The following is a 16,009-nucleotide window of genomic DNA, read 5'->3' on the forward strand; positions in this document are numbered from 1 at the left end:
CCCCCGCGCCGCCGGGACCGCGACGGGGTCCCGGCGCCCGGCGGCCGGCGGCTGGGAGGCCACCTGCCGCCGTGCGGCTCAGAGGCGCTCGGCGACGTAGTCCACGCAGGCCGTCAGGGCCTCGACGTCCGCCGGTTCCACGGCCGGGAACATCGCCACCCGCAGCTGGTTGCGGCCCAGCTTGCGGTACGGCTCGGTGTCCACGATGCCGCTCGCGCGCAGCACCTTGGCGATCGCGGCGGCGTCCACACCCTCGGCGAAGTCGATGGTGCCGACGACCTGGGAGCGCTGGGCCGGGTCGGCCACGAAGGGTGCGGCGATCTCGGACTTCTCCGCCCAGCCGTACAGCCGCGAGGAGGAGTCGGCGGTGCGGGAGGTGGCCCAGTCCAGACCGCCCCGGCCGTTGATCCACTCCAGCTGGTCGGCCAGCAGGAAGAGGGTGGCGACGGCCGGTGTGTTGTACGTCTGGTCCTTGCGCGAGTTGTCGATCGCGGTGGGCAGGTCGAAGAACGCCGGGATGTGCCGGTCGGTCGCGGCGATCCGCTCGGCCCGCTCCAGCGCGGCCGGGGAGAACACGGCCAGCCACAGGCCGCCGTCCGCGGCGAACGACTTCTGCGGTGCGAAGTAGTAGACGTCCGTCTCGGCGATGTCCACCGGCAGGCCGCCCGCGCCGGAGGTGGCGTCCACCAGCACCAGGGCGCCCTCGTCCGCGCCCGGGACGCGGTTGATGGGCGTGGCGACGCCGGTGGAGGTCTCGTTGTGGGTGAGGGCGTACACGTCCACGCCCGCCTCGGCCTCCGGCCGCGGGTGGGAGCCGGGGTCGGAGGAGATGACGGTCGGCTCGGCCAGCCAGGGGGCGAGCTTCGCGGCCTTGGCGAACTTCGAGGAGAACTCGCCGAAGGACAGGTGCTGGGACTTCGACTCGATCAGGCCGTGGGTCGCGATGTCCCAGAAGGCGGTGGAGCCGCCGTTGCCCAGGACGACCTCGTAGCCCTCCGGGAGGCCGAAGAGCTCCTTCACTCCCTCGCGCACCCTGCCGACCAGGTTCTTGACCGGAGCCTGGCGGTGTGAGGTGCCCAGCAGGGACGTACCGGTGGCGGCCAGGGCGCTCAGCGCCTCCGTCCGCACCTTGGACGGGCCCGAACCGAATCGTCCGTCGGCGGGCTTGATGTCTGCGGGAATCTGGAGATCGGCCACGAACCGAAGGGTAGTGCGTGGCCGCCCTGTGTTCCGTGAGGCGTCCACCCCGCGAGACGCGCCATGGACACGCCGTGGGACACGCGGCGGGACACACCGGGGGCGACTGGTGCGGACGGGGCCGGTCGGGATGCACGCTGTTGCCCATGGGTGACGACGCGGCGAGGGCGGCACGGCGGCAGGCGCGCACGGCGCAGGCGGAGGAGCACGAGCGGGCGCGGGAGGTGGTGCGGGCGCTGCGGACGGCCGTACGGGGGGAGGTGGCCGACGACGCGGGCTCCCGTGCGCTGGTGACGATGGACGCCTCCAACTACCGGCGGGTGCCGCTGGCCGTGGTCGCGCCGCGCGACGCCGGCGACGTGGCGGCGGCGCTGGCGGTGTGCCGGGAGACGGGGGTGCCGGTGGTGCCGCGCGGCGGGGGCACGTCCATCGCCGGGCAGGCGACGGGCACGGGGGTGGTGCTGGACTTCACCCGCCACATGGACGCGGTCCTCTCGCTCGACCCCGGGGCGCGCACCGCCGTCGTCCAGCCGGGCGTGGTCCTGGACGACCTGTGCCGCGCGGCCGGCGCCCACGGGCTGACCTTCGGTCCCGACCCCTCCACCCACAGCCGCTGCACGCTCGGCGGGATGATCGGAAACAACTCCTGCGGCTCCCACTCGGTGGCCTGGGGCACGACCGCCGACAACGTCCGGGAGCTGGAGGTGCTCACCCACGGCGGCGAGCGGGCCCGGCTCGCGCCCGGCGGTGACGGCGTGCCCGAGCGGCTGCGCGCCGGGGTGCGGGCGCTGGTGGGCGGGGAACTCGCCCGGCTGCGCACCGGCTTCCCCGAACTGCCGCGCCGTATCTCCGGTTACGCCCTGGACGCGCTGCTGCCCGAGCGCGGCGAGGACTGGGCGCGGGCGTTCACCGGCAGCGAGGGCACCCTCGGGGTGCTCACGGCCGCCACGGTGAGGCTGGTGGAGCGGCCCGGCGCGCGGGTGCTGGCGGTACTGGGCTACGCGGACGAGAGCGCGGCGGCCGAGGCGGCCGTCACCCTCCTTCCGCACCACCCGCTGACGGTGGAGGGCATGGCGAGCGATCTGGTGCCCGAGACCGAGCGGGCGATGCTGCCCCGGGGCGGGGCGTGGCTGTTCGTCGAGGTCGGCGGCGCGGACGCGGACGGGGCACGGGCGGCGGCCGGGCGGCTGTGCCGGGCGGCGGCCGGGGAGGCGGCCGACCACACCCTGGTCGCCGACCCGGCCGGGCAACGCGCCCTGTGGCGGGTACGGGAGGACGCCTCGGGCACCGCCACCCGCATGCCCGACGGCAGCGAGGCGTGGCCGGGCTGGGAGGACTGCGCGGTCCCGCCCGCCCGGCTGGGCGCGTACCTGCGGGACTTCCGCGCGCTGCTGGCCGAACACGGGCTGCGCGGGCTGCCGTACGGCCACTTCGGCGACGGCTGCATCCATGTGCGCGTCGACTTCGACCTGATCGGCGATGCGGGCATCGCCCGCTTCCGCCGCTTCTCCGGCGACCTGGCCGGCCTGGTGGTCGCGCACGGCGGCTCGCTGTCGGGCGAGCACGGCGACGGGCAGGCGCGCGCCGAACTGCTGCCGCGGATGTACGGGCGGGAGACGGTGGAGCTGTTCGGTCGCTTCAAGGACCTGTGGGACCCCGACGGCGGCCTCAACCCCGGCATACTGGTGCGCCCCCACCGCCTGGACGAGAATCTGCGGTTCGCGCCGCTGCCGCGCGAACCGCTGCCCGTCGTCTACGGCTACCCGGAGGACGGCGGTGACTTCTCGGCGGCGGTACGGCGCTGTGTGGGGGTGGCCAAGTGCCGTAACCCGGCCGGGAGTCCGGGTGTGATGTGCCCCTCCTACCGGGCGACGGGCGAGGAGAGGCACTCCACACGCGGCCGGGCGCGGCTGCTGCACGAGATGCTCGCGGGCGAGGTGGTCACCGACGGCTGGCGGTCGGAGGAGGTCCGCGAGGCGCTGGACCTGTGCCTGTCGTGCAAGGGCTGCCGCGGCGACTGCCCGGTGGGGGTGGACATGGCCACCTACAAGGCGGAGTTCCTGCACCACCACTACGCGGGCCGCCGCCGTCCCATGGCCCACTACTCGATGGGGCTGCTGCCGCTGTGGCTGCGGGCGGTGGCCGCCACCCGTACCGCGCCGCTGCTCAACGCCCTGGCCCGCACCCCGGCGGCGGCCCTGGCCAAGCGGCTGGGCGGGATCGCCCCGGAGCGGGAGATCCCACCGCTGCCGCGCGCCCCCTTCGTGCGCCGGTGGCGTGCGTACCGCCAAGGGCGCCCCGCGTGTCCCGTGCGCGGCGGCCGGCGGGTCGTGCTGTGGCCGGACACCTTCACCAACCACCTCTCCCCCGAGGCGGGCACCGCCGCCGTACGGGTGCTGGAGGCGGCCGGGCTGGAGGTGGTCCCGCCACCGGGGGCGGACCGGGTCTGCTGCGGCCTGACCTGGATCTCCACCGGACAGCTCGACGGCGCGCGCCGTGTGCTGCGCCGCACCCTGGAGCGGCTGGAGCCCGTGCTGGAGGCGGGGGTCCCGGTGGTCGTCCTGGAACCGCCGTGCGCGGCGGCGCTGCGCACCGACGCCCCCGAACTGCTGCCGGACGACCCGCGCGCCAAGCGGCTGGCCGCCTCGGTGCGCACCTTCGCGCAGGTCCTGGAGGAGTACGCCCCCGACTGGGATCCGCCGCGGATCGACCGCCCGGTGGCCGGCCAGACCCACTGCCACCAGCACGCCGTGCTGGGTGAGGCGGCGGAGCGGCGGCTGCGGGAGAAGGCCGGGCTGACCGGCGGGCTCAGCGACGGCTGCTGCGGGCTGGCGGGCAACTTCGGCTTCGAGAAGGGGCACTTCGAGGTCTCCGCCGCCTGTGCGGAGGAGAAGCTGCTGCCGGCGGTGCGCGGCGCCGGGCCGGGCACGGAGCTGCTGGCCGACGGCTACTCCTGCCGCACCCAGCTCGCCCAGCTCGGCGGATACCGCGCCCGCCACCTGGCGGAGGTGCTGGCCGAGGCGCTGGGCGGGCTGCCGGAGGAGCAACGGCGGGAGGAGCGGCCGGAGCGGTGAGACGGCGGCGCCCGTGCCGCGGACGGAACCGGTCGCCGCTCGCCCGATGGTGCGACGAGGGCGGGGCAGGGAGCGGGGAAAGTTACGGACGCGTAACTTACTGATGGGTTACCTGTGGTAATCCGGGCGCCTAGTCTCGGGTCACCTTCCCCCACACGCCCGCCGGCCCCCACACCGGTGACACGATTCAGGAAGAGGGCCCATGGGACACCCTCGCAGGCGCCTGCGCACGTCCGCCGCCGTCGCCGCCGTCTCGGCCGCGGTGATGGCCGGGACCGTCGCCGGCCCGGTCACCACCGCCCACGGCGCGACCGCGTCGTCCACCGTCCGCTTCGTCGAGATCCCCGGCGACGGCGGCACGCCGCTGGCCGCCAACGTCGTCGTGCCCGGCGACGCGGACGGCGAGCGCCGCTACCCGCTCGTCGTGCTCCCCACCAGCTGGTCCATGCCGCAGATCGAGTACCTCGCCCAGGCGAGGAAGCTCGCCGACTCCGGTTACGTGGTGCTCAGCTACAACTCGCGCGGCTTCTGGCAGTCCGGCGGCGAGATCGAGGTCGCCGGCCCGCCCGACGTCGCCGACGCCACGAAGGTCATCGACTGGGCGCTGGCCAACACACCCGCCGACCCCGAGCGGATCGGCATGGCCGGCATCTCCTACGGCGCGGGCATCAGCCTGCTGGCCTCCGCCCACGACGACCGGATCAGGGCCGTGGTCGCGATGAGCGGCTGGGCCGACCTGGTCGGCTCCATCTACAGCGGCCGCACCCAGCACACCCAGGCGGCCGCGTTCCTCACCGGCGCGGGCCACCTCACCGGCCGCCCCGGCGACGAGTTCAAGGAGATCATCTCCGGCTTCCTCGCCTCCGACCTGGAGAAGGAGGGCGACATGATCGCCTGGGGGAGGAAGCGCTCGGCCGCCACCCACATCGACCGCGTCAACGCCAACGGTCCCGCGATCATGCTGGGCAACGCCTGGGGCGACTCGATCTTCCCGCCCAACCAGTACGCCGACTTCTACGAGAAGCTGACCGGCCCCAAGCGCCTGGAGTTCCGGCACGGCGACCACGCCACCCCCGAGATGCCCGGCCTGCTGGGCCTGCCCAACGACGTGTGGAACAGCGCCGAGCGCTGGCTCGACCACCACCTCAAGGGCGAGGACAACGGCGTCGACCGCGAGCGGCCCGTGCGGCTCACCGACCGCCAGGGCGACCAGGAGGGCTACCCCGACTGGAAGTCCGTCCCCTCGGGCGCCGAGCGGATCGCCCTGAGGGACACCGAACGCGTCCTGGCGAACATCGACTCCGGAGCGAACGGCGGCACGGTCCTCCTCTCCAGCGTCTTCGACCGGCTCACCGGCCTGCCGCCGGTGGTCTCCGTCCCGCTGCTGCCCGACTGGCACTCCGCGGTCTGGAAGTCCGAGCGGTACGCCGCCGCCCGGCGGATCCGGGGCACGGTGAAGCTGCACACCACGGTCACCTCCAACCGGACCAGCGGCACCTTCGTCGCCCACCTCTACGACGTCAACGCGCTCGGGGTGGGCAAGCTGGTCACCCACGCGCCGTTCAGCTTCCACGACAAGGCGCCGGGCGAGGCGTTCGGCGTGGACCTGGAACTGTTCTCGACCGCCTACGACGTGCCGGCCGGGCACCGGCTCGCCCTGGTGATCGACACCGTCGACCCGCTCTACGCCGAGCACAACCCGTTCGGCGCGAAGCTCGCCTTCTCCTCGCCCGCGGGCGACCCCTCGTACGCCGAGATCCCCGTGCGCGAGTGAGTGTCCCGCCGGGCCGTCCGCCTTCGCGGATGCGGGTGTGCGGCCCGGGCCTCAGCGGGCGATCTCGTCGTGGCCCTCGATCTCCCGCACACCGCGCGGGCCCGGGCCCACGTAGCGCGCGGAGGGGCGTACCAGGCGGCCGGTGCGCTTCTGCTCCAGGATGTGCGCCGACCAGCCGGCGGTGCGGGCGCAGCTGAACATCGAGGTGAACATGTGCGACGGGACCTCGGCGAAGTCCAGCACGATCGCCGCCCAGAACTCCACGTTGGTGGCCAGCACCCGGTCCGGACGCCGGTTGTGCAGCTCCTCCAGCGCCGCCTTCTCCAGCGCCTCGGCGACCTCGAAGCGCGGTGCGCCCAGCTCCCTGGCGGTACGGCGCAGCACACGGGCGCGCGGGTCCTCGGCGCGGTAGACGCGGTGGCCGAAGCCCATCAGGCGCTCGCCGCGGTCCAGGGCACCCTTCACGTAGGCCCGGGCGTCCCCGGTCCGCTCGATCTCCTCGATCATGCCCAGCACGCGCGAGGGCGCGCCGCCGTGCAGCGGGCCGGACATCGCGCCGACCGCTCCCGACAGCGCCGCCGCCACGTCCGCGCCGGTGGAGGCGATGACGCGGGCGGTGAAGGTGGAGGCGTTCATTCCGTGCTCGGCGGCCGACGTCCAGTAGGCGTCCACGGCCGCGACGTGCTTGGGGTCGGGCTCGCCCCGCCAGCGCCGCATGAAGCGCTCCACGACGGTCTCGGCCTCGTCGATCTCCCGCTGCGGCACCATCGGCAGACCCTGGCCGCGCGCCGACTGGGCGACGTACGACAGCGCCATCACCGCGGCCCGCGCCAGGTCGTCGCGGGCCTGCCGCTCGTCGATGTCCAGCAGCGGGCGCAGGCCCCACACGGGCGCGAGCATCGCCAGCGCGGACTGCACGTCCACCCGGATGTCACCCGAGTGGACCGGGATGGGGAAGGGCTCGGCCGGGGGCAGGCCGGGGGTGAAACCGCCGTCCACCAGCAGGCCCCACACGTTCTCGAAGGAGACGTGGCCCACCAGGTCCTCGATGTCCACACCCCGGTAGCGGAGGGCGCCGCCCTCCTTGTCGGGTTCGGCGATCTCCGTCTCGAACGCGACGACTCCCTCGAGCCCGGGCACGAAGTCGGACATCTGGCGGCTCCTCGTATGTGGTTCGGCGGGAGGACGGCGGGTGCCCCGGGGGCCGGTCGGCTCTTCGCGGGCGTACCTGCGCGGTTCCGCCGCCGAGGGGGCTGGCGGTCCGGGCCGGTACCCGGTCCTGCCCTGCTGCTGTCGGACTGCCGGTGGTGACCGGGCAGTGGCTGGTCGGACACGGTACCCCGCGCTGTGCGGAGGCCACAGTCGTCCAGTCAGCGATTCTGTCCGGTTCGGCAGGTGCGGGGAAGAGTGAGATGCGGCACACTCCCCGCTTCCCCGTCCCCAGGTGTACACGTCCCGAAGGGCGGGCAAACTCGCCCGCCACCGCCCGATGCCGTGCGCCGCACGTGTTGCAAGATGAACACGTGCCCCAAGCCGACGAAGCAGCCCGCGAAGCCCTCGCCCACCACCCGCACCTGGACCCCGCCGCGATGCGGGCCCACTACCGGGCGGAAGGAATCGGGGAGGAGGACCTCGCCGCCGACCCGTACGGACAGTTCCTGCGCTGGTTCGAGGAGGCGGCGGCCGGCGGGCTCCACGAACCGAACGCGATGGTCGTCTCGACGGCCGACGAGCGGGGGCGGCCCAGCTCGCGCACGGTGCTGCTCAAGCAGTTCGACGAGCGCGGCTTCGTCTTCTACACCAACTACGACTCGCGCAAGGGTCGCGAGATCGACGCCAACCCGTACGTGTCGCTGCTCTTCCCCTGGCACGCCGTCGCCCGCCAGGTGATCGTCTCCGGCCGGGCGGAGCGCACCGGCCGCGACGAGACGGCCGCCTACTTCCGCACCCGCCCGCACGGCTCGCAGCTCGGGGCGTGGGCCAGCGAGCAGTCCTCGGAGATGGCCTCCCGGGAGGAGCTGGACCGCGCGTACGCGCGGCTCGCGGACCGCTACCCGGAGACGGAGCGGGTCCCGGTCCCGCCGCACTGGGGCGGCTACCGGGTGGTGGCGCGGACGGTGGAGTTCTGGCAGGGCCGCGAGAACCGCCTCCACGACCGTCTGCGCTACGTCCGCCGGGACTCCGGGGGGCCGGGTGCGGAGGCGGTCTGGACGGTCGAGCGTCTCAGCCCCTGACGGGCCCGGCCCGGGGCTCCGGGAGCGCGAGGCCCCGGAGGTTCCGAAGACGCAGACGACCCGCGGGCCTGGCCCCGGTCGCGCCGTGCGGCGCGAGGGGGGTCGGTCGGACGTACCGACAGCCCGCGGGTCGGGTGACTGCTCGGGATTGGCCGGCGGTGCCGGCATCACGCTGTGACGTCGGCCTCCTAGGCCGCAGCCACCTCACGCGTCCGGTTGCAACTCATCTGCCGAACCACCTCCCTTCTCGTGTACCCCAAACGGTAAGCGGCGGCATGGGCACGGACAAGCGAATTTCGAGGGGACAACGATTTGTGTGAATCACATGTGCGCTGCGTCACGTTCGAGTTCAATGATCGGGAGTGCAGTTGCGCGCAGCGTCCAGCTGGGGGTGCCAGGTGACGGCTCGGTCCGAGACCCACTTCGAACACGGTGCCGGTGACGGCGGCGACGCCCGTGGCGGCTCCGCGGGGGGAGCCGCCACGCCGCGGTCCGCCGGCTCCGGGGGCGAGCTGCTGCTCGCGGCCCTCCTGGACGGCATGGACGCCGCCCTGTGCGCCTTCGACGCCGACGGCGTCGTCACCCACTGGAACCGCGAGGCCGAACGCCTCCTGGGCTGGACCGGGCAGGAGGCCGTCGGCCGGCGGGGGCTGGCGGGATGGGCGGTCCGCACCGCCGACGCCGAGGACGTCCAGGGGTGGCTGATGGCCGCGATGGCCGCGCCGGGACGCCGGGTCCACGAGTTCGCGCTGGTGCGCAAGGACGGCGGACGGGTGCTGGTGCGGGTGCAGTGCTCCGGGGTGCGCGGCGCGGACGGCCGGCCGGCCGGCGTGTACTGCGCGTTCGGCGAGGTGCGCACGCAGATCGACCTGGAGCGGTCGATCGCCCTGGGCGAGGCCCTGTTCGAGGAGGCCTCGTGGGGGGTGGTCCTGGTGGACGCCGACCTGCGCCCGGCCGTCGCCAACCTCCACGCCGCCCGCGCGCTGCGCGTCGGCCGCGCGGCCATGCTGGGGCGGCCGCTGGGCGAGCTGGTGGGTGAGGGCGTGGAGGAGCTGGAGAGCGCCCTGCAGCACGTACTGGCGGAGGGTCCGCCACCGGCGCCGGCGGAGCTGTGGGTGACGCTGCGCGCCCAGGCCGGGGGGCGGGGGCCCGAGCAGGAGGACGGACCCGCCTCGGACACGCGGCGCTGCTGGCGCAGCGGCTTCCTGCGGCTGGTCTCGCCGATGGCGGAGGAGACGCCGGTGCCGCTGGGCGTGGCGTGGTTCTTCACGGACGTCACGGATGCCAGGCGGGCCGAGCAGGAGGCGGCGCGGTTCCGTTTCCGGGGCAACCAGGCCCACCGGGCGGCGCGGGCCGCGGCCGAGTGCGAGGACCCGATGGAGGCGGCGACCGTCCACCTGGACTTCGCGCTGGCGGGCTTCGCCGAGCACGCGCTGCTGGACCTGGCGGCGGACTGCTCGCCGGTCCGCCTGGTGCGCGCGGCCGAGGCCCCGGCCCCCTGCACGACGACGACGGGCGTCCCGGTCCCCTACGCGCGCGACCATCCGGCGCTCCAGGCGTACGAGCGCTGCGGCCCGGTGCGCACCAGCGTGGGCGGCGCGGGGGTGCAGGGGTGGGCGCGCGCCCGCAGATGGCCGGAGGGCACGGTGCACGCGCTGTGCGTGGTCCTGCGCAGCCGCGGCCGGACCCTGGGCGTGCTCACCTTCCTGCGGGGGGCGAGCCGGCGCGCCTTCGACCGCTCGGACGCGGTCCACGCGGAGGGCGTCGCGGACCGCGTCGCCGCCGCGGTCGACCTCGCCCGCGCCCTGTCGCGGGACTGAGTCCCCGGCCGGGTACCCGCCGGGTCCGTCAGCGCAGGTAGAAGATCCGGTCGGCGTGCTCGGCCATCACCCCGGCGTTCCACTCGTGGCCGCCGTCCACGTTCCCCGAGCGCAGCAGGGGCGGGGTGATGCCGCGGGCGGCCAGCGCACCCGCGGCCGAGGCGACGACGGCCTGCATGATCGCGCAGGTCACCACCGTCGAGGCGGGGGCGAAGGGGGCACCGACACCCTCCGCCGTCAGCTCCGCGTCGCCCACCGCGATCTTGCTGTCGACGACGACGTCGCAGTGGTCCCTCAGGAAGGTGCCCGAGGGGTTGCGCGGCGCGGTGGTCCGCGCGTACGCCACCGAGGTCACACCGATCACCCTCAGGCCGAGATCCCGGGCGCGGGTGGCCATCTCCACCGGCAGCGCGTTGCGCCCCGACAGGGAGATCACCACCAGTACGTCGCCGGCCCGTGCGGGGGAGGTCTCCAGCACGGCCGAGGCCAGTCCCTCCACCCGCTCCAGCGCGCTGCCCAGCGTCGCGGGCACGACGTCGACGCCGACCGCGCCGGGCACGGGCAGGAGGTTCAGCACGGCGAGGCCGCCCGCCCGGTAGACCACGTCCTGGGCCGGCAGGGAGGAGTGGCCCGCGCCGAAGGCGAAGACGCGGCCGCCGCCGGCGAAGGCGTCGGCGATCAGCGCTCCGGCCGCCGAGATGCTGCCGGACTCCTCCTTCCGGACCCGCTCCAGCAGGCCGACGGCCGCGTCGATGAACCGCTCGGCGGGCCCGGGCCCGCTCCCGTCCGGTGCCCCGCCCGTCGTCTCGTCCGCCGCCCCGCCCATTGTCCCGGCCTCCCGTCGTGTGCCGCCGTCGTACGGCTCCGGCGCGCACCCGGCCGCAAGCCCCGGTGAACGCTCCGCCGCGCGCCGCGGAACGCCCCGTGACGCCGTGATCACGGTGAGGTCTGGACCAGTGTGCTGTCAATACGCGGCGGTGCTTCCGGGCGAGGTACGGCCGGGCCCGGCGGACCGGGAACGATTGTCGGCCCCATGCGTCAGAATTGGTCTCCAGGGCCACCGCACGAGCTGACGAGGGGCACGATGTCCGGACTCATCGACACCACGGAGATGTATCTCCGCACCATCCTGGAGCTGGAGGAGGAGGGCGTGGTCCCCATGCGTGCCCGCATCGCCGAGCGGCTCGACCAGAGCGGCCCGACGGTGAGCCAGACGGTGGCCCGCATGGAGCGTGACGGACTGGTCCGGGTGGCCGGAGACCGGCACCTGGAGCTGACCGAGGAGGGGCGGCGGCTGGCCACGCGCGTGATGCGCAAGCACCGGCTGGCCGAGTGTCTCCTGGTCGACGTGATCGGCCTGGAGTGGGAGCAGGTGCACGCGGAGGCGTGCCGCTGGGAGCACGTGATGAGCGAGGCCGTCGAGCGCCGTGTGCTGGAGCTCCTGCGGCATCCCACCGAGTCCCCCTACGGAAACCCGATCCCGGGCCTGGAGGAACTGGGCGAGCCCTCGGAGGCCGGGCCGTTCCTGAGCGACGACATGGTGAGCCTGTCGGACCTGGACGCCGGCTCGGACGGCAAGACGGTCGTGGTGCGCCGGATCGGCGAGCCGATCCAGACGGACGCCCAGCTGATGTACACGCTGCGGCGGGCCGGTGTGCAGCCGGGCGCCGTGGTCAGCGTGACGCCGGGGGCGGGCGGCGGGGTGCAGGTCGGCAGCGGAGGCGAGGCCGCGGAGCTGACCGCCGCGGTCGCCACGCACGTCTTCGTCGCCAGGCGCTGAGGGCGGTCCGGACGGCCGCCCGGGAGGCCCGTGCGGTCTTCCGGGCGGCCGGGGTTACGCGGAACGCGAGCGGCGGGGACGGTGTCGTGGCACGCTTTCGGTGAGGTGCAGGGGTGGGAAGACGGAAGGGGAGCCGTCCATGGGGCTGTCGCACCATCGGGGTCCCGGCGGCCTGCCCGGCCCGCCGGGCCCCCCCACCCCCGGGGCCCCCCCCCCCACGGGCCCCTGCCCCCGAGTGGCCCGCCTCCCGGTAGCTGTCTCCCCTCGGCCCGGCCGGAAGATACTCGCTGAAGGTCACTCAAAAGAGGGATTTTGCAGTTCAGATGGGCTTGTTCGAATAAAAGTTCGATAGCGTGAGGCCGGCAGGCGACGAGGCAGTCGGACGACGCGGACAGGAGGGATGGGGGTGCCAGGACGCATGGTTCGACGCATCAACGTCAGGGGAGCGGGCGGTCTGCGGCTCGCGGCCTGGGAGTTCGCCGACCCGCCCAAGGGCGCGCTGCCGGAGGGTGACGGGCAGGCTCCGGGCGTGCTGCTGCTGCACGGCCTGATGGGCCGCGGCTCGCACTGGGCCCCCACCGCCCGCTGGCTCTCCGGGCGTTACCGCGCCGTCTGCCTGGACCAGCGCGGACACGGCCGCAGCGACAAGCCGACCGACGGCCCGTTCGGCCGCGACGCGTACGTCGCCGACGCCGAGGCCGTCATCGAGCAGCTCGGCCTGGCGCCCGTGGCGCTCGTCGGACACGGGATGGGCGCGCTGACGGCCTGGCAGCTCGCCGCCAGGCGACCCGACCTGGTCCGCGCCGTGGTGATCTGCGACATGCGGGCCTCGGCACTGGGCAAGCGCTCCCAGCGCGACTGGGAGCAGTGGCTCGCGACCTGGCCGGTGCCCTTCGCCACGCTCGCGGACGTCCGCGGATGGTTCGGCGAGGAGGACCCTCTCCTGGAGCGCCCGTACCCCTCGCGCGGCGAGTTCTTCGCCGAGGTGATGGCCGAGCGGATGGACGGCTGGCGACCGGTGTTCTCGCGCCGCCAGGTGCTGATGATCCGCCAGACGTGGGCGTACGAGGCGTACTGGGAGGAGCTGGCCCTGGTGCGCTGCCCGGCCCTGGTGGTCCGCGGTATCGACGGCGAGCTCGGGCGCGCCGAGGCCCAGGAGATGGTCCGGGTGCTGCCCCGGGGCGCCTACGCGGAGATCGCCGACGCGGGCCACCTCGTCCACTGCGACCAGCCGGAGCAGTGGCGGCAGGCCGTCGAGCCCTTCCTCCAGAGCGCGCTCCCGGCGGGCGCGGCGGGGGCGGCCGGTCCGCCCGGCCCCCGCTCCCGGGGCGGTCAGCGCACGCGTGCCGCGGCGGCGTCGCGGCCACAGGCGTACGCCAGTGGCCGGACGATCTCCTCGGCCTCGGGCAGCCGGTGGCCGGCGTCCGCCGGCTCCCGCACCCACAGCACCGCGCCGCGGGCGCCCACCCGGGTCGGCGGAGCCGCCACCCAGTCGCCGTCGCCCCGCGCGGTCAGGTCGAGGGCGCTGGGGGACCAGCCCAGCCTCCTCACCAGATCGGGCATCCTGGACGCGCCGCCGGGCTGGACGAAGAAGAGCATCCGCCCCTTCGGGGTGCCGGTGACCGGACCGACCGCCACACCCATGCGCTCCATACGGGCCAGTGCCAGGCAGCCCGTGGTCTCGGGCACCTCGATCGCGTCGAAGGCCCGCCCGGTCGGCAGCAGCACCGACGCCCGGGGCCGGTCGGCCCACATCCGGCGCACGGCCGTGGCGCCGGACGTGGCCTGTGCCGCCCAGTCGGGGCGCGTGGGGTGCGCGCCGGGCGACCCGCAGTCCGCCGCGCCGCACGAGCAGCGCGGTATGCCCTCCTCGACCTCGAGCCATGCGCCGGGGAACACGTCCCACAGCCGTTCCCTCGTGCAGCGCACCGCGTACTCGACCATCGGACCCGCGGGTACGGGCGCGGCCGCGGTTGCCGCGGTTGTCGCCGTTGTGATGTTCATGGGTTCCTTCACGATGATCACAACTTGTTTCGTGACGAAGGGTTACGGCCTGGGGAGCGATTTGTTCGGGGTGCCGTTCCGGCACGCGGGGGCGCACAGGTGCATGGGCGGGGGCGCGTGCATGGGCGGACGGTCCCGGATGGGTAGTTCCCTGTGCGGCGCGGCGCCGGAAATTTTGGCATATGCGCTCGGCAGCGCGGTCGGAGCGCTCGAGGCGTCCGGCGCACCCGGAGCAGGCGGAGCATCCGCGAGAGCGGTCACAGCGGGCGGCGCGGTCAGGACAGGCAGCACACAGAGGGACACGCAGAGGGAGGGGACCGTATGGCCGCGAGGCCGCTGGTCGCACGGCAGCCGAACGAACGGCTGCAGGCGCTCATCCAGGAGGCAGGCTGTTCCAACGCCGGACTGGCCCGCCGCGTCAACATGTGCGGCGCGGAACAGGGGCTCGACCTGCGCTACGACAAGACATCCGTCGCCCGCTGGCTGCGCGGCCAGCAGCCGCGCGGCCGGGCGCCGGTGGTCATCGCCGAGGCGCTGGGGCGCAAGCTCGGCCGGACGGTGACTGTCGAGGAGATCGGAATGGCGGGCGGCCGGAACATGGCCGCCGGGGTCGGCCTGCGGTTCGCGCCCACCGTCTCCGGTGCCGTCGAGCAGGCGAGCGAGCTGTGGCGCAGCGACGTGGGGCGCCGCGATCTGCTCGCCGCGCGGCCGGGGGCGTTCTCCGCGCTGGTCGAGCCCAGCCGCGACTGGCTCATCTCCGCCCCGGACGCCGAGGTGGAGCGCCGCACCGGCCCGAGAGTGGGTGCGTCGGACGTCGCGGCCGTACGGGACGCCACCGCGGCCCTGTCGGAACTGGACCATCGCTACGGCAGCGGCCATGTGCGGCCGGTGGTCGTCCACTACCTCGACAGCGTGGTCTCCGGGCTGCTGACGGGCTCCTACACGGAGGCGGTGGGGCGCGAGCTGTTCGCCGCGGTCGCCCGGCTGACCGAACTGGCGGGCTACATGGCCGTGGACGCCGGCCGGCCCGGCCTGGCCCAGCGGTACTACATCCAGGCGCTGCGGCTGGCCCAGGCCGCGGACGACCGCGCGTACGGCGGCTATGTGCTGGCCGCGGGCATGAGCCACCTGGCGGCCTCGCTGGGCACCCCCCGGGAGATAGCCCAGCTTGCCAGAGCCGCCCAGGAGGGCACGAGAGGCCGGGTGACCCCGCGGACGCAGGCGATGTTCCACGCGGCGGAGGCACGCGGCCACGCGCTGGTGGGCGACGCCCGCACCTGCCAGCTCGCCGCGGGGCGGGCGCTGGCGGCCTTCGACCGGGCGGAGTCGGCGACGGACGCGGGCGACGACCCGGAATGGATCGGCCACTTCGACGCCGCCTACCTGGCCGACGAACTCGCCCACTGCCACCGGGACCTGAACCAGCCCACCCCCGCCCAGCGCCGTGCCGAGGAGGCACTGTCGGGCCATCCGGAGCGGCGTACGCGGCGGCGGGCGATAGACCTGCTGCTGCTGGCCGCCGCGCGGCTCCAGCAGCGTGAGCTGGAACACGCCTGTGATGCCGGCGCGCAGGCGGTTGAGTTGCTGAACGGGCTCCGCTCACAGCGGGGTTCGGAGTACCTGGAGGACTTCCGGGCGCGGCTGGAACCCCACCGGGAGGAGCCCGTGGTCAGGGAGTTCGCGCAGCGGCTGGAACCGGCGGCTTGACGGGAGGGAGCGGGTGAGAGGGCGGAAGAGGGGACGGTGAGGTTTCGTCCCGGCCGATGGCGGGGAAAATGCGCGGCCCTTCCGGGGGCATGGTCGACCGTTCCGACGACCGGGTAGCGTGAGCCGACGAATTCGCAGTCGTGTTCTGGATAGTCAGGCGAACGAGGGGTCCCGGTGACGACGCACAGCCGACAGGGCGACGAGGCGCGTGAGGGTGTTGTCCTGCCGTCGAACGAGGACCGGTGGACTCCCGGTCACGGCGACTCGCAGGCGGGCCCGCCGCCGGGCCGGCCCTGGGGGCAGCCGTGGGGACCGGCCGCCCCGCCCGGCCCGCCGAGCGGGCAGGCACCGCAGCCTCCGCAGACCCCGCCGCAGCACCGGCCGCCCGGCCCTCCGGTGCGGTCCCCGATGCCGGGGAC

General features: G+C 74.6%; 10 protein-coding genes and 1 pseudogene. 7 read left to right on the forward strand and 4 right to left on the reverse strand.

What is annotated here, in order from left to right; genetic code table 11:
- Positions 1-78 precede the first annotated feature (78 nt).
- The gene (gene serC, locus AC2CJA_RS13410) at positions 79-1,197 is read right to left on the reverse strand and encodes a phosphoserine transaminase (RefSeq protein ID WP_484602922.1); all 1,119 of its coding nucleotides are present in this window, start codon (positions 1,195-1,197) and stop codon (positions 79-81) included.
- A 146-nt stretch (positions 1,198-1,343) separates the two neighbouring features.
- Here serC and AC2CJA_RS13415 point away from each other — a divergent pair, with 146 nt between their 5' ends.
- Both AC2CJA_RS13415 and AC2CJA_RS13420 read left to right on the forward strand, forming a co-directional pair.
- Complete coding sequence (locus AC2CJA_RS13415) at positions 1,344-4,271, forward strand: FAD-binding and (Fe-S)-binding domain-containing protein (RefSeq protein WP_484602923.1); 2,928 nt, start codon at positions 1,344-1,346, stop codon at positions 4,269-4,271.
- Positions 4,272-4,473: 202 nt separating this feature from the next.
- Positions 4,474-6,045 carry an alpha/beta fold hydrolase gene (locus AC2CJA_RS13420; protein ID WP_484602924.1) on the forward strand — a complete coding sequence of 524 codons (1,572 nt, stop codon included), beginning with the start codon at positions 4,474-4,476 and terminating at the stop codon, positions 6,043-6,045.
- A 51-nt stretch (positions 6,046-6,096) separates the two neighbouring features.
- On the opposite strand, the gene AC2CJA_RS13425 is transcribed toward AC2CJA_RS13420, so the two are convergent.
- On the reverse strand, positions 6,097-7,197 hold the full coding sequence (locus AC2CJA_RS13425) for a citrate synthase 2 (RefSeq protein WP_484602925.1): 1,101 nt from the start codon (positions 7,195-7,197) through the stop codon (positions 6,097-6,099).
- Between the two features lie 437 nt (positions 7,198-7,634).
- Between AC2CJA_RS13425 and pdxH the strand changes: the two genes are divergently transcribed.
- Positions 7,635-8,279, forward strand: coding sequence for a pyridoxamine 5'-phosphate oxidase (gene pdxH, locus AC2CJA_RS13430; RefSeq protein WP_484602929.1), 645 nt, complete (start codon positions 7,635-7,637; stop codon positions 8,277-8,279).
- 398 nt (positions 8,280-8,677) lie between these two features.
- Complete coding sequence (locus AC2CJA_RS13435; RefSeq protein ID WP_484602926.1) at positions 8,678-10,099, forward strand: PAS domain-containing protein; 1,422 nt, start codon at positions 8,678-8,680, stop codon at positions 10,097-10,099.
- A gap of 28 nt (positions 10,100-10,127) precedes the next feature.
- On the opposite strand, the gene AC2CJA_RS13440 is transcribed toward AC2CJA_RS13435, so the two are convergent.
- Entirely contained in the window at positions 10,128-10,925 is a 798-nt protein-coding gene (locus AC2CJA_RS13440) for an SIS domain-containing protein (protein WP_484602927.1), read from the reverse strand.
- 258 nt (positions 10,926-11,183) lie between these two features.
- Here AC2CJA_RS13440 and AC2CJA_RS13445 point away from each other — a divergent pair, with 258 nt between their 5' ends.
- Together AC2CJA_RS13445 and AC2CJA_RS13450 are read left to right on the forward strand one after the other, a co-directional pair.
- Positions 11,184-11,879: an iron-dependent transcriptional repressor DtxR gene (locus tag AC2CJA_RS13445; RefSeq protein ID WP_241716775.1), complete on the forward strand. Its 696-nt coding sequence runs from the start codon at positions 11,184-11,186 to the stop codon at positions 11,877-11,879.
- A gap of 418 nt (positions 11,880-12,297) precedes the next feature.
- Positions 12,298-13,158: pseudogene (locus AC2CJA_RS13450) on the forward strand (alpha/beta fold hydrolase); the annotation flags it as partial.
- Positions 13,159-13,211: 53 nt separating this feature from the next.
- Here the strand turns inward: AC2CJA_RS13450 and AC2CJA_RS13455 are convergent.
- Positions 13,212-13,883, reverse strand: coding sequence for a bifunctional DNA primase/polymerase (locus AC2CJA_RS13455; protein ID WP_484602930.1), 672 nt, complete (start codon positions 13,881-13,883; stop codon positions 13,212-13,214).
- Positions 13,884-14,204: 321 nt separating this feature from the next.
- On the opposite strand from AC2CJA_RS13455, the gene AC2CJA_RS13460 reads away from it, so the two are divergent.
- Entirely contained in the window at positions 14,205-15,590 is a 1,386-nt protein-coding gene (locus tag AC2CJA_RS13460) for an NsdA family TPR-like regulatory protein (RefSeq protein ID WP_484602928.1), read from the forward strand.
- Positions 15,591-16,009: the final 419 nt, after the last annotated feature.

The sequence above is a fragment of the Streptomyces sp. ATLC9 genome, from assembly GCF_057196705.1.

What these genes read in the sequence shown, in the direction of transcription:
- AC2CJA_RS13415 (WP_484602923.1), top strand. Translation starts at nt 1,344, where the DNA reads ATGGGTGACGACGCGGCGAGGGCGGCACGGCGGCAGGCGCGCACGGCG.
- AC2CJA_RS13420 (WP_484602924.1), top strand. Translation starts at nt 4,474, where the DNA reads ATGGGACACCCTCGCAGGCGCCTGCGCACGTCCGCCGCCGTCGCCGCC.
- AC2CJA_RS13425 (WP_484602925.1), bottom strand. Translation starts at nt 7,197, where the DNA reads ATGTCCGACTTCGTGCCCGGGCTCGAGGGAGTCGTCGCGTTCGAGACG.
- pdxH (WP_484602929.1), top strand. Translation starts at nt 7,635, where the DNA reads ATGCGGGCCCACTACCGGGCGGAAGGAATCGGGGAGGAGGACCTCGCC.
- AC2CJA_RS13440 (WP_484602927.1), bottom strand. Translation starts at nt 10,925, where the DNA reads ATGGGCGGGGCGGCGGACGAGACGACGGGCGGGGCACCGGACGGGAGC.
- AC2CJA_RS13445 (WP_241716775.1), top strand. Translation starts at nt 11,184, where the DNA reads ATGTCCGGACTCATCGACACCACGGAGATGTATCTCCGCACCATCCTG.
- AC2CJA_RS13455 (WP_484602930.1), bottom strand. Translation starts at nt 13,883, where the DNA reads ATGAACATCACAACGGCGACAACCGCGGCAACCGCGGCCGCGCCCGTA.
- AC2CJA_RS13460 (WP_484602928.1), top strand. Translation starts at nt 14,205, where the DNA reads ATGGCCGCGAGGCCGCTGGTCGCACGGCAGCCGAACGAACGGCTGCAG.